The sequence below is a fragment of the Arthrobacter sp. NicSoilC5 genome (assembly GCF_019977395.1).
Taxonomy (GTDB): domain Bacteria; phylum Actinomycetota; class Actinomycetes; order Actinomycetales; family Micrococcaceae; genus Arthrobacter.
In genome coordinates, this window is the sequence record NZ_AP024660.1 from 3,847,344 (window position 1) to 3,860,088 (window position 12,745).

13 protein-coding genes and 2 riboswitches are annotated in these 12,745 nt (G+C 67.2%); of the genes, 7 read left to right on the forward strand and 6 right to left on the reverse strand.

Going from position 1 to position 12,745, the window contains the following annotated elements; all coding sequences use genetic code 11:
- Position 1: 1 nt before the first annotated feature.
- Together LDO22_RS18000 and LDO22_RS18005 are read right to left on the reverse strand one after the other, a co-directional pair.
- Positions 2-712, reverse strand: coding sequence for a response regulator transcription factor (locus LDO22_RS18000; protein WP_056331118.1), 711 nt, complete (start codon positions 710-712; stop codon positions 2-4).
- Between the two features lie 73 nt (positions 713-785).
- The gene (locus LDO22_RS18005; RefSeq protein ID WP_224025051.1) at positions 786-1,286 is read right to left on the reverse strand and encodes a DUF427 domain-containing protein; all 501 of its coding nucleotides are present in this window, start codon (positions 1,284-1,286) and stop codon (positions 786-788) included.
- Between the two features lie 244 nt (positions 1,287-1,530).
- On the opposite strand from LDO22_RS18005, the gene LDO22_RS18010 reads away from it, so the two are divergent.
- Both LDO22_RS18010 and LDO22_RS18015 read left to right on the forward strand, forming a co-directional pair.
- Complete coding sequence (locus LDO22_RS18010) at positions 1,531-1,788, forward strand: hypothetical protein (RefSeq protein ID WP_159632858.1); 258 nt, start codon at positions 1,531-1,533, stop codon at positions 1,786-1,788.
- A 5-nt stretch (positions 1,789-1,793) separates the two neighbouring features.
- Positions 1,794-2,663 carry an FHA domain-containing protein gene (locus LDO22_RS18015; protein WP_224025053.1) on the forward strand — a complete coding sequence of 290 codons (870 nt, stop codon included), beginning with the start codon at positions 1,794-1,796 and terminating at the stop codon, positions 2,661-2,663.
- Positions 2,664-2,681: 18 nt separating this feature from the next.
- Here the strand turns inward: LDO22_RS18015 and LDO22_RS18020 are convergent, their stop codons facing one another.
- The 3 genes from LDO22_RS18020 to LDO22_RS18030 are packed head-to-tail and all read right to left on the reverse strand — an operon-like array spanning position 2,682 to position 7,063.
- Entirely contained in the window at positions 2,682-4,328 is a 1,647-nt protein-coding gene (locus LDO22_RS18020; protein WP_224025055.1) for a DNA repair helicase XPB, read from the reverse strand.
- 13 nt (positions 4,329-4,341) lie between these two features.
- Positions 4,342-6,819, reverse strand: coding sequence for a helicase-associated domain-containing protein (locus LDO22_RS18025; protein WP_224025056.1), 2,478 nt, complete (start codon positions 6,817-6,819; stop codon positions 4,342-4,344).
- 10 nt (positions 6,820-6,829) lie between these two features.
- On the reverse strand, positions 6,830-7,063 hold the full coding sequence (locus LDO22_RS18030) for a hypothetical protein (RefSeq protein ID WP_159632854.1): 234 nt from the start codon (positions 7,061-7,063) through the stop codon (positions 6,830-6,832).
- A 224-nt stretch (positions 7,064-7,287) separates the two neighbouring features.
- On the opposite strand from LDO22_RS18030, the gene LDO22_RS18035 reads away from it, so the two are divergent.
- On the forward strand, positions 7,288-7,671 hold the full coding sequence (locus LDO22_RS18035; protein WP_018762148.1) for a cold shock domain-containing protein: 384 nt from the start codon (positions 7,288-7,290) through the stop codon (positions 7,669-7,671).
- A 6-nt stretch (positions 7,672-7,677) separates the two neighbouring features.
- On the forward strand, positions 7,678-8,223 hold the full coding sequence (locus LDO22_RS18040; protein ID WP_224025058.1) for a DUF3027 domain-containing protein: 546 nt from the start codon (positions 7,678-7,680) through the stop codon (positions 8,221-8,223).
- A gap of 114 nt (positions 8,224-8,337) precedes the next feature.
- Here LDO22_RS18040 and serC read toward each other — a convergent pair whose 3' ends face one another.
- Positions 8,338-9,468, reverse strand: coding sequence for a phosphoserine transaminase (gene serC / locus LDO22_RS18045; RefSeq protein WP_224025060.1), 1,131 nt, complete (start codon positions 9,466-9,468; stop codon positions 8,338-8,340).
- Positions 9,469-9,763: 295 nt separating this feature from the next.
- On the opposite strand from serC, the gene LDO22_RS18050 reads away from it, so the two are divergent.
- From LDO22_RS18050 to LDO22_RS18060, 3 genes are all read left to right on the forward strand, one after another.
- The gene (locus LDO22_RS18050) at positions 9,764-10,465 is read left to right on the forward strand and encodes a metal-dependent transcriptional regulator (RefSeq protein WP_224025061.1); all 702 of its coding nucleotides are present in this window, start codon (positions 9,764-9,766) and stop codon (positions 10,463-10,465) included.
- Positions 10,466-10,571: 106 nt separating this feature from the next.
- Positions 10,572-10,814, forward strand: a riboswitch (cyclic di-AMP (ydaO/yuaA leader).
- A gap of 10 nt (positions 10,815-10,824) precedes the next feature.
- Positions 10,825-11,646 carry a M23 family metallopeptidase gene (locus LDO22_RS18055; protein WP_224027277.1) on the forward strand — a complete coding sequence of 274 codons (822 nt, stop codon included), beginning with the start codon at positions 10,825-10,827 and terminating at the stop codon, positions 11,644-11,646.
- Between the two features lie 112 nt (positions 11,647-11,758).
- A riboswitch (cyclic di-AMP (ydaO/yuaA leader) is annotated at positions 11,759-11,954 on the forward strand.
- Positions 11,955-12,024: 70 nt separating this feature from the next.
- On the forward strand, positions 12,025-12,705 hold the full coding sequence (locus LDO22_RS18060) for a C40 family peptidase (protein WP_159635756.1): 681 nt from the start codon (positions 12,025-12,027) through the stop codon (positions 12,703-12,705).
- Positions 12,706-12,745 lie beyond the last annotated feature (40 nt).

Below are 12,745 nucleotides of genomic sequence, written 5' to 3' on the forward strand. Positions count from 1 at the left end.
GTCAGCGCTTTTCGGCCGTCCGCAGGACGTAGCCCACGCCGCGCTTGGTCTGGATCAGGGCCGGCGCCTCGGGGTCGATGTCCACCTTCCGCCGCAGGTAGGAGATGTAGGACTCCACGATGGACGCATCCCCGTTGAAGTTGTATTCCCAGACGTGGTCAAGGATCTGCGACTTGGACAGGACCCGGTTGGGGTTGAGCATGAGGTAGCGCAGGAGCTTGAACTCGGTGGGGGAGAGCTCAATGACGGTGCCGCCACGGCGCACCTCATGGGCGTCGTCGTCGAGTTCGAGGTCGTCCACGCGGATGACCGCGTCGTCGTCGAGCAGGGGCTGCGTGCGGCGGAGCACGGCACGGATCCTGGCCACCACTTCGTCGAGGCTGAAGGGTTTGGTGACGTAGTCGTCGCCGCCCACGGTCAGGCCCGTTACCTTGTCCTCCGTGTCGTCCTTGGCGGTCAGGAAGAGAACGGGGAAGTGCTTGCCGGAGGCACGAAGCCGCCGGGTCACGGTGAAGCCGTCCATGTCAGGGAGCATGACGTCCAGCACGGCCAGGTCGGGGGCGTGGGTATCGGCCGCGGCGAGGGCGTCGCGGCCGTTCGCGGCCGAAACCACTTCAAAGCCGGCGAACCGGAGCGACGTGGAGAGGAGCTCGCGGATGTTGGGTTCATCATCAACGACGAGCAGCCGGGCTTCTGGACCGTTCTTGTTCATGCTCCCATCATGCTCCCAGTCTCTGGGAGTTGTCTGGATATTCGTTGTGAGCATGGTGATGGTGGGCTTGCCGTCACCAGTCCATGGTCCCCGGCTCGCCTTTGAACGGGCCCACCACCCGGCTGGTGATCCAGCCACCGTAGAAGCGGCCGGGCTGGGCCGTCACCCGTTCGCCATCCACTTCGCAGTAATCCATCCGGCCGGGATAGACCGCCACCCGGTCAGCGAGTGCCTCGAAGCCGGAGGCCGGCTCGGGATAGGACCAGGCGGCGCTGTCCGCTTCCTTGCCGCCGCCACGCACGGTCAGGTACTTCGCGGAACCCTTGAACTCGCAGAAGCTGCTGCCCGAGGCGGGCTCCAGGGAACCGGCGGCGAAAGCTGACTTGAGGATGTAGTACACCGGTGGGTGGCTGGTTTCGAGGACGCGCAGCGAATCGGTGGTATCGAGGATCAGTTCACCGCCCAGGACGATGCGGATCCGTTCAGTGCTGGGCTCGATCCGCGGCGGCCGGGGATAGTCCCAGGCCGACTCCTGCCCGGGTCCGGGCGTGGCAGGGACAATTCTTGTAGTCATGCTTCCAGTGTGCGTCCGGACGCGGCGTTCCGCACCCGGGAACCCAAATCGCGGCAAGAACGTTCCGCGTCCCACGTCTTCCCCCGCCCCTGCTGCGGGAATACAGTGATGCTTGCCGGGCGGGCAAGCCCGGCACCAGCGTTCCAACGGAGCACCGGCAGCCGTTTTTCCGCACACCCGTGGCTCCACCCCACCACCGGTAGTTTTCCGATAGCTCCTGGCCCATCGAAGGGGATTGACCATCATGACTGACCTGAGTGCGACTGACAAACCAGCTGCCAATGAACGCAGCATCCGGGACTGGGCGGACCTTGCCGAGGAGATGTGGTCCTATCTCACCGGCAAAGGTGCCGCGATCAACTACCAGTTCATCGACATGACCGTTGAGGTTCCGCGTGACATCGGCCCCGACGCGCCGCGTGCCACCTGGAAGCTCAACGGAAGCCTGCGCGTCACCACCAGTGACCGGGACGCCGCCGGAGCGGACTCGAACCGCGGTTGACGGACATGGCGGAGAACCGTCTGGACATCGATCTGGACTTTTCGTACACGGACGGGTCGGGTGCTGTCACCAACGGCCGTGCCAAGGCCGCCGGTACGGAGGTGACCGTGTCACTGGAAGGCCTCGCCCCGCTGACCGGCGGCGGCCTGCCATCGCTTGAAGAGATTAAACCGCTGGCGGAGCTGCTGGCCCGCAAAGGGATCAGCGTCACCGTTGCCGGACCTGACGGAACCATCCTCAGCCTGGGCAACGTGGACAGCCCGGCGTCACAGCGGCTGGTGACGCGCTCGCCCCATATCAAACTGGGCAAGCTCGGCTCCCTGCTGCCGCTGGTCAGGCAGGGCAGGCGGAGGCCCAGGGGCATGCCACTGCTGCCCCCAGCCACGCCCTTGCCGTTGGTCCCCACAGTCCAGCGGAACATCATCCGGCGCATCACCACCACCCACTACGCCAGGGGTGGCGGCCGGCCGCGGCTGATCTTTGTCCAGGATGCCGCCACCTGGACCGGCCAGATTCCGCGGGAGGTGGCCCTCTCCGGGGAGGTCACGACCATAGGCGGCAGCCCCGGGTCGGATGTCCAGCTGGAGGGCCTGGAGGCACTCCACGCCGAAATCAGGCACGACGAGCAGGATGAGTACGTCCTGGTGCCATTCGGGCCGGTCAGCGGAAGTGTTTCCAGGACAGGGCCTTCCGTACTGCGGACCGGGGCAAGGATCCAAATGGGGCAGTGGTGCCTTGCCTTCTTCCGGGAGGAATTCGCCGACCACGGCCGCCCCTATGGCGGCCGGAGCGGCGGCGAACTGGCCTACGAACGCCCCCAGCTGGACCCACGGACGGGAACCATGGAGCGTGACAGCTCCGAGGGCATCAGCTGAGGACGTGCAGGCCGCGGGCTATTCCGCGGCCTGCACGTCCTTGGCGTCCATGATCCGGTAGGCATAGCCCTGCTCGGCAAGGAACCGTTGGCGCTTGGCGGCGAAATCCTGGTCCAGGGTGTCCCGTGCCACCAGGGAGTAGAAGCGGGCGGCGCGGCCGTCCTTCTTGGGCCGCAGCAGCCGGCCCAGCCGTTGCGCTTCCTCCTGCCGTGACCCGAAGGAGCCGGACACCTGGATGGCCACCGAGGCTTCGGGCAGGTCGATCGAGAAGTTGGCCACCTTGGAAACCACCAGGGTCTGCAGTTCCCCGGAACGGAATGCGTCAAAAAGCTTCTGCCGTACCTTGACCGGGGTATCGCCCTTGATCACGGGTGCCTTCAGGCGTGCGCCAAGGTCATCCAGCTGGTCGATGTACTGGCCGATCACCAGCAGCTGCTCCCCGGCGTGCCGTGCCACCAGCTGCTCCACTACCTGGGTCTTGGACTCCGAGGTAGCGCAGAGCCGGTACTTGTCCGCATCATCGGCCATGGCATAGGCAACGCGTTCATCACCTGGCAGGTCCACGCGGACCTCCACGCAGTCCGCGGGCGCGATATAGCCCTGGGACTCGATGTCCTTCCACGGGGCGTCATAGCGCTTGGGCCCGATCAGGCTGAAGACCTCGCCCTCGCGCCCGTCCTCCCGGACCAGGGTGGCGGTGAGCCCAAGCCGGCGGCGGGCCTGCAGGTCGGCGGTCATCCGGAAGATCGGTGCCGGGAGGAGGTGGACTTCGTCATAAATGATCAGGCCCCAGTCGTGGCCGTCCACCAGTTCCAGATGGGGGTAGATGCCGCCGCGCCTGGTGGTGAGCACCTGGTAGGTGGCGATGGTCACCGGCCTGACCTCCTTGAGGGCGCCGGAGTATTCACCCACCTCATCCTCCGTGAGGGAGGTGCGCCTGATCAGTTCGTCCTTCCACTGCCGGGCAGCCACCGTGTTGGTGACCAGGATCAGCGTGGTGGTGGACCCAGTGGCCATGGCCGCCGCTCCCACCAGGGTCTTGCCGGCACCGCAGGGCAGGACCACCACGCCGCTGCCGCCCGCCCAGAAGTTTTCACTGGCCAGGCGCTGGTATGGCCGCAGTTCCCAGCCGTCCTCGTTGAGGGAGATAAGGTGCGGGGTGCCGTCCACGTAGCCTGCCAGGTCCTCCGCCGGCCAGCCGATCTTCAGCAGCAGCTGCTTGAGCTGGCCGCGCTGGGAGGCGTGCACCACCACCGTCTCGCCGTCGATCCTGGGCCCCAGCAGCGGCGCGATCTTCTTGGCCCGGATCACTTCCTCCAGGACGGGGTAGTCGTCCGTCCGCATGACCAGCCCGTGGCGGGGGTCTTTTTCCAGCCGCAGCCTGCCGTACCGGGACATGGTTTCCGCGACGTCAATCAACAGGGCGTGCGGCACGGGGAAGCGGGAGTACTTCAGCAGGGCGTCCAGCACCTTTTCGGCGTCCAGCCCGGCGGCCCGTGCGTTCCACAGGCCCAGCGGGGTCAGCCGGTAGCTGTGCATATGCTCGGGTGCCCGCTCCAGCTCGGCGAAAGGCGCGATGGCGTGCCGCGCTTCGGTGGCCAGCTCGTGGTCCACCTCAAGGAGGATGGTTTTGTCGCTTTGGACGATCAGGGGTCCGTCGGTCACGCGGGGAGATCCTTCACTGGCGCAGTTCCTCTGCGGCCTCGATATCGATGATGCGGTGCACGGACAGGACCCGTTCTGTGTCCTTGGCGGGATCGAAGACACGGACCCTGCCCCCGCTCACAGATAGCGGAACAACGACCTCCAGGCTGGCATTCCCCAGGCTGTCCACCACGTTCATATGGATCCGCTGCTTCAGCCGGATGGCCCTTTGCAGGGCCTCAAGCCCCAGCTGGGTGGCAGCCTCGCTGCCGGCAACGGCGCCGGGGTGGTGTCCGACGCCGGCGCCCGCCTGCCGCAGGACGCCCAGCTGGGCTTCAACCTCCTCCGCCGGGGGCGCCATCCGCGGGGCGGTGTAGACGGGGCGGGAGCTTTCCTGCGGCGTGGAAGGCCGGCGCAGGTGGGCCGCGGGTTCGGCCCCGTCCACGGACGGGGACAGTCCCAGGCTCCGGAGTGCGGCGGCCAGTTCGCGCGGCGGCGCCGATGAGGTCACAACCGTGGGTGACAGGCCGGCCAGGCCCAGCTGGGCGGCTTTCGGACCTGCCAGCAGCTCACGCAGGGCTGCTTCGTCGTCGCTTTGGATGAAGCTGGCGGCCTGGCCCACGCGGAGCCGGCCGTGCCGGGACGCTGTGTCTTCCACCAGGTACTCCAGCGGCTGCGGCACGGCGGTGGCTGAGTGTTCGCGAAGAAACGCCAGCAGGGCCGCGGCGTCGTAGCCGTGGTCGAGTGCCCGTTTGATGGACTCCGCGGAGAAGCGGTAGATGGTGGCCGGACCCTGCCCCTCGGCGTCGGCCATGACCAGGAGCTTTTCGGTCAGCGACGGTGCCAGGTAGCCGGGGGCCACAGCGGTCAGGTCCGCCTGCAGCAGCACATGGTTCAGGGCCGCAGGCAGGTGCTCGCCCAGGATGGCAAGGGCGGCATCAGGCTCGTCCTCGGCGACGGCGCTGCCCAGTTGGCTCAGGGCACCCGAACCCACCAGGCCCAGCATCTCCGCTTCGGCCAGGACCCCGCGGATCAGTGAGCTGAACCGCCGGGCCATCCGAGGCTGCGACCACTCCGCACGCTGCAGGACAGCGGCGGCGTCAAGGACGGGAGCGGCGCCGTCGGACGCGGCCGCCTGCTGGGTGAGCTCGTGCAGGATCTCCAGGATCCGTTTGCGGACCACTGGGGCGTCGGGCCGCTGCGCCCCGGCGGACAGTGCGGCGATGGTTGTTCCCGACGCCGACCGGCCGGCCGCCGCGCCCGGCGCCGAATTCACCGGCTGGCCCACCATGGACGGCACGCGCTCGCTGGCCAGCCACGCGTTCACCAGCCACAGCCATTGTTCCTGCCGGGGAAGGACCAGCCACTCCAGCTGCGGCGGCTGCACCCACGATGAGGAGTCGACGTCGAGCCGGATCAGCCCGGCCAGGCCGCACAGTTCCAGCAGCAGGCCTACCGCACCCTGGTCAATCCGCAGGTGCTCGGCCAGGCGGCGTATCTCGCGGACGCCCACACCTCCACTGCGCAGCGTGGCCAGCGGGTGTTCCCTGACGGCATACAGCAGTTCCGAGACCAGCCGCAGGGTTTCCGAGATGGAGCTCAGGGCCGCATTCCTGCGCAGCGCCGCCGTGGTCCGGCCCAGCTCGGGGACCGGTGGCGCCAGGGTGAAATCGTTGATGATCGCGCCACCGCGCAGGGCCAGCCCCACGCTGTGGGGCAGCTCCACGTGGGCGGCGTCCAGCGGAACCAGCAGCCCGCGGGCAAGGAGCCAGTCAACGGGCCCGACGTCGGCGCCCTCCGTGGTGACCGACGCTTTCCGCTGCGCCTGGGGGACGGCACCCATGGCCCAGTTCCGGAACCTGGCGAGCAGCGCCGTCGTCCGTTCCGGGGCGCCGGCGAGGATGTCCCTCAGCGCCTCCGGGGAGGAGGTCCAGTGCTGAAGGGCCAGGGCCGCCTCCATGGGCGTGGTGGCTTCGTGGATTGCGAACCCGCTGTGGTGCAGCTCGGAGACCAGCTGCACGGCGCGCTGGGCGAAGGCCGGCTGCAGGCGGACCAGCTCGGTATAGCTGCGGCCCAGGCCGGCCGGATAGATCCCCACCACGTCCTTGAGGGAGCCCACCGGGAGGTAGAACGGCCGGTCGGCGGCCGGGGAAGGGGTGCCGTGCGGGGGAGGGGCAGGGTGCACCAGGGCCAGCTCCTGCAGGGTGCCCAGGATTTGGGTGACGGTAGCCAGGGCGGAGCCGTGGATCAGTTTGTGCACTCCTTCAGCGGAGGCGCTGTGTCCGGTGTCGGTGTTGGTGCACAGATGGAGGGTTTCCAGGACCTGCATGTGCGGCCGGTCGAGCCGCTCCAGGGCGCGCTGGACGCTGACGCGGGAACTGGCGCGTGCCGCCAGTGCGGCAAAGTCCGGCACGGATGGGGATATGAGGTCCGGCCGCGCGGCGAACAGGGCCCGCAACGAATCGTCGCTGCGTGCCTCCAGGTCCTTGCCAAGCGCGCGAATGAGGGACATCAGTCCAACGTTACCGCTGCTGCGCCCTTCCCGCCCGCCGCCGGGCGGCAACACCGTCCAGGACCAGCAGGAGCATCAGGATGAAGGCCACCGGCAGGCCGTAAAGCGCGGTGTAGGTGATCCAGGCAGGAGCTACCGAGCCGGCGAAGGCAAGCGCCATGACAGCTGCCACGGCTATCAGGGACAGCACGGCAACAACTGCAGCGAGGACCATCAACGGCCGCCGGTAACGCGAGGGAGTCATGGACGCAACGCTACCGCGCCCGCAGCGGTGCGGGTAAAAGCCGGGGCCTTGCGCCTGCGGCGGAACAGTGCTGCCCAAAGCATCAATAGGCCATGCGGCAGGATAACCTTGAAGCATACAGACCAACACGGTTTCCGTTTGCCATACCCTGAACCCGCACAACAATGCGGATGCGGTGGCAGCCGGCCGTGTCTCATGACAGCAGAACGAAGAAGGTTGATTACGTGCCTACCGGCAAGGTCAAGTGGTATGACAAGGACAAGGGCTTTGGGTTCCTAGCGGGCGAAGACGGCCAGGAGGTTTTCCTGCCCAAGTCATCGTTGCCCGAGGGCGTCACGGAGCTGAAGGCCGGCACCCGGGTGGAGTTCGGAGTAGCTGACGGGCGCAAGGGCGCCCAGGCACTGGGCCTGCGGGTGCTGGACAAGACGCCATCCATTGCCAAGGCCAAGCGTCCCAGCGCCAAGGACCTCGCCCCGCTGGTGCAGGACCTGGTGACCGTCCTGGACAACCTGTCCGGGACCCTGTCCAAGGGCAAGTACCCGGACGGCAACAAGGGCAAGGCCATTGCTGCCGCCCTGCGCAAGGTCGCCGACGAGCTGGACGTTTAGGCGCCCATGACTCCCGATTCTGAACAGCTGGGCACGCCAGTGCAGGAGCAGGCCGCCAAGACTCCGGCCAAGCGCAAGGCCGGCGTGCCCGTGTGGCGCACAGGCAAGCCGGACGCCTTCCTGGCCGCGGCGGTGGACACTGCCCGGACCGCGTTGGAGGGCATCACGCCGGCGGCCACCATTGGCCCGCACCTGGCGGCCAAGAGCGAGGGCGACCGGCTGGTCACGCACCTGTTCGAGTCGAGGCTGCCCGGCTACGCAGGGTGGCAGTGGTACGCGGTGCTGACCCGCAACTCGCGCTCCAAGGTGGTTACGGTCAATGAGCTGGGCCTGCTGCCGTCCGAGGATTCGATCCTCGCCCCCGAGTGGGTGCCCTGGGCCGAACGCGTCCGCCCTGAGGACCAGCAGCAGGAGTCCGAAGCAGACGCCCCTGAAGCGAATGCCCCTGAAACGGACAGCCCTGAAGTTGACGCCCCTGCAGGGTATGGCCAGGAATCAGCGGAAGAGGCCCGGGATTCGACGGACGACGCCGGCACCCAGGCAGGAGCCTGACCGCACCTCCGCCGGGAAACCGGCCACCCCCTGGCCGGGGACAACGAAAAACGGCGCCGTCCGGGAAGAACCCGGGCGGCGCCGTCGTACGTTATGCGTACGTGCAGGCCGTGCCTACTTCCGCAGCTCGCCCACCACGTAGTCGATGCTGGACAGCAGGGCCGAGACATCGTCCGGCTCGATGGCCACGAAGGTGGCGATGCGCAGCTGGTTGCGGCCCAGCTTCCGGTAGGGCTCCGTGTCCACGATGCCGTTGGCGCGCAGGACCTTGGCAACAGCTGCCGCATCAACCGATTCGTCGAAGTCGATGGTGGCGATGACGTTGGAGCGTTCCTCCGGGTTGGCCACGAACGGGGTGGCGAAGTCGGAGGCCTCGGCCCAGCTGTAGATGCGCCCTGCGGAGTCAGCCGTGCGCGCGGCGGCAAAGTCCAGGCCGCCGTTGGAGTTCAGCCACTGGACCTGGGCGTCCAGGGTGACCAGCGTGGACAGCGAAGGCGTGTTGTACGTCTGGTTCAGGCGGGAGTTGTCGATGGCGGTCTGGAGGTCCAGGAAATCCGGGATCCACCGGCCGCTGGCCTTGATCCGCGCGGCACGGTCGATGGCGGCGGGGGAGAACAGGCCAAGCCAGAGGCCGCCGTCGGAGGCGAAGTTCTTTTGCGGGGCGAAGTAGTAGACGTCGCTCTGGGCAACGTCCACGTCCAGGCCGCCGGCCGCCGAGGTGGCGTCCACCAGCACCAGCGATCCCTCGTCGGCCCCGGAGACGCGCGTGACCGGCGCCGCCACACCGGTGGAGGTCTCATTCTGCGGCCAGGCATAGACGTCCACGCTGGCCTCGGCCTGCGCCGCCGGACGGGTGCCGGGCTCGGACTTGATAATCGAGGAGGACTCCAGGAAGGGCGCCTTGTTGGTGGCTGCGGCGAACTTTGACCCGAATTCACCGAAGGAGAGGTGCTGGGCCTTCTTCTCCACCAGGCCAAAGCTTGCGATGTCCCAGAACGCCGTGGAGCCGCCAACGCCGAGGACCACCTCATACCCCTCCGGGGCACGGAAGAACTGGCTCAGGCCGTCGCGGACGGATCCGACCAGGTTCTTGACCGGCGCCTGCCGGTGCGAGGTGCCGAGGATGGTCTTGGACGCTGCTGCCAGGGCATCAATCTGTTCCTGGCGGACCTTTGACGGGCCGGCGCCGAACCGCCCGTCCTTGGGCAGGAGGTCGGCGGGGATCGTGATGCTGGTGTCGCTCACAGGTGCTCCAATTCGGCGGGGACGAAAACTTTGGTCCGGACGGGCGGGTAAGGGGTGGCCGGCAGTGCGCGGTGGCTGCGCGGCAGGCCTGTTCCATTCTGCCTGAAGGGCAGTGGGTGCGGGAGCCGGAGGGGGCAAAGTCCAGACAATGAGACGGTCCCGTCCAGGGTGGCTGCGCAGGGGGCAGCTATTCGGACAAAGTCAAAATAGGCTAAGCTAGCCCCCGGACTACCTCGCGGGAACAGAGCGGTACGGTGGGACAACGCAAGGTACTGCGCTCGAGGAGCTGAGCTGGATGACGGATCTGATCGACACTACGGAGATGTACCTCAGGACCATCCTGGAGCTTGAGGAAGAAAACATCGTTGCCCTTCGGGCCCGTATCGCCGAGCGTCTGCGCCACTCCGGCCCCACGGTGTCCCAGACCATCGGCAGGATGGAACGCGACGGACTCGTCGTCGTCTCCGGCGACAGGCACCTGGAACTTACGGACACGGGCCGCAAGCGGGCCACCGAGGTCATGCGCAAGCACCGGCTGGCCGAACGCCTGCTGGCTGACGTCATCGGTTTGGACTGGGCCTACGTGCACGACGAAGCCTGCCGCTGGGAACACGTCATGAGCGAGCGCGTTGAGCGGCGCATCTACGAGATGCTGGACCACCCCACCGAATCGCCCTACGGCAACCCGATCCCCGGCCTCGCCGCCCTGGGCGGACAGCCGGCCACCGGCTTCGCCGACGCGGTCATCAGCCTGGTGGAGGCCATGAAGGGCTACGGCCCCGCCTCTGCCGTGACCATCAGCCGGCTGGCCGAACCCATCCAGGTGGAGCCCGAACTGCTGGCGCAGCTGGACGAAGGCGGGATCCGGCCCGGCGCCGCCGTTGCGCTGGAACGCGTGGGAGATTACATCTCCGTGCGGGTGTCCGGAATCGAAGGGGCACTGGAGCTGCCGCCCGAGGTTGCCGCGCATGTTTTTGTCGCCGTCACCCAGCCCTGAGCCGCGCCTCATACCCCAGCGAAGCGCTTCCACGCAAAGATAACGGAATTGTTACCTAGGGTCTTAAGGCCCTATAGTGGAACCAATCGTTGATACTTAAGCGTTACCCGATCCGGAGCCGAGCTCTGCCAGCGGATCGGGTGCATGAGTCGTTACTGGCAGAGGCGGGGGAACCACAATTGGCAGCGGGGGACTGCCTTGGGGTGAAGTCCGTCAGCAGCAAGCCTCTCCAGTGAAGGATTCTTCCGGGAATACCCCTGTGCAGAAGCTTGCCCATGACGGGCCGGGTCTTTGATCTCTCTGACCCGAATCCGACAGCTAACTCCGCAGGCTTTTCCAGAGAGGAACCCTTCTTGACCATGCAGACCTCCCGGGGCCGCCGCCGCGCGGCAGGCCCCCCTTCGGCACCGCGGGTTGTCGAAGATGTCGCAGCGGAGCGCCCCCGCGATCTGCATCGTGACGCGCGCCGCCGCCGGGGTCCGTTCCGGCAGGTGACGGAGTTTGCCGCCGCCAGCGGCATCGGCCAGAAAGCCGGAATCGCCCTGGCCGCCACCGGTCTGGTGCTGACGGTCACGGTGCCCGCCACCAGCCCCGTCATGGCCACCGATGCCGCCGGCAACGCGCCACTGGCAGCTTCCGCCGTCAGTCCGCAGCCCCAGATTTCCGCTGATATCGGCGCCCAGATCGACTTCAGCCGCTCGGCAGTGGTGACCCAGGCCGACCCCGACGGGAAGCTGAAGCAGCTCCTGAGCGCCCAGTCCGCCGGCTCCGTCACGCGGGCCGCCTCGGCCGGCACCCTGGCCGCACCGCTGGCATCCCTCACCACCGCGTCGCCCTTTGGCTACCGGGTGAGCCCCATCACCGGCGGCTCCGGAGACTTCCACCGCGGCCAGGACTTCGTGGCGCAGTGCGGAACGTCCGTCCTGGCGGCCGCAACCGGCACCGTGACCTTCGCAGGCTGGCACCAGTACGGCGGTGGGAACCGGGTGGTCATCGATCACGGCAATGGGCTGGAGACCACCTACAACCACCTGTCGTCGTTCAACGTCAAGGTCGGACAGACCGTCTCCCGCGGCGAGGTCGTGGCGCTCAGCGGCACCACGGGCGCCTCCACCGGCTGCCACCTGCACTTTGAGGTCCAGGTCAACGGCGAAGTGGTCGATCCCATGGGCTGGCTGTAACCGAATGAGTGTGCACTCTCAGATCGCAGTGACCTGCCGTGACCTGAATGTGACATTGAAACAAAACTGCTGTACCGTCTAACTCGCGTCAACTTTTCCGAAGTTGACGCTCTTGAGTGGATTGCCTAACTCTGCCACCGCTCAAGGTCCGTTCGCATTTCATCGTCTGGCAGGGGCGGGGGAACCAATTTTGGCCTTCATTTCCTGAAGGCCTTGGGGTTAAGTCATGAGCTTCCCAGGAAGCAGAGTGGCCGGGTGACTCCCATCCGAATCCGACAGCTCACCTCGCAGGCATTGGGAGAGGCTACCTTCGTGTCTTCACGCCATCATTCTGCGCGCCACCGTGCGCAAACGGTTCGCACCAACCCCCTGGACGCCGTGTCCAAGGCCGTCAGTGCAAATGCCGGGACCGTAGGCCGCCAGGCTGCCGTTGTGGCAGCCGCATCGGGCCTTATCCTGAGCATGGGCCTGCCCGCCACCGCAGCTGACACCACCGCCGGTGTCTCCGCATCCACCGAGTCCGGTTCGGCCCAAACGGCCCTCGCCGTCACCGCCGCCCCCACGGCCACGGTTTCCTTCGAGCGTCCCGCCGTCAAGACCACCGCAGCTCCAAAGGTGGAAGCGGTGCGTCCCCAGTCCACCGCACCGGCCGTGCGCGACGCCGCTGCCACCGCAGGCCAGGATGCTGCCCCTGCCGCCAAGGCTGCCGAGACTGTCTCCGCCGCAACCTCCGGTATTGCAGCAATCGCCTACACCGGCATTGGCCACTCCTACGTCTGGGGCGGCACCAGCCCCGTCACCGGCTGGGACTGCTCCGGGTTCGTCCAGTGGGTCTACGCCCAGGCCGGCATCAGCATCCCCCGCACCAACGCGTGGAACATCATGACCCCCACCTCCACCCCGCAGCCGGGCGATCTTGTGGTCCAGAACGGCGGCGCGCACGTGGGCATCTACGTCGGCAACGGCATGATGGTCAGCGCACTCAACCCTTCCCAGGGCACGCTGCTCCACTCGCCTGCAGCCACCGGTACCTCGTCGTACTACCACCTCAACAAGTAGTTCTTGGGCTTCACGCTCCAAGGGCTATTTCTTTGCCCAA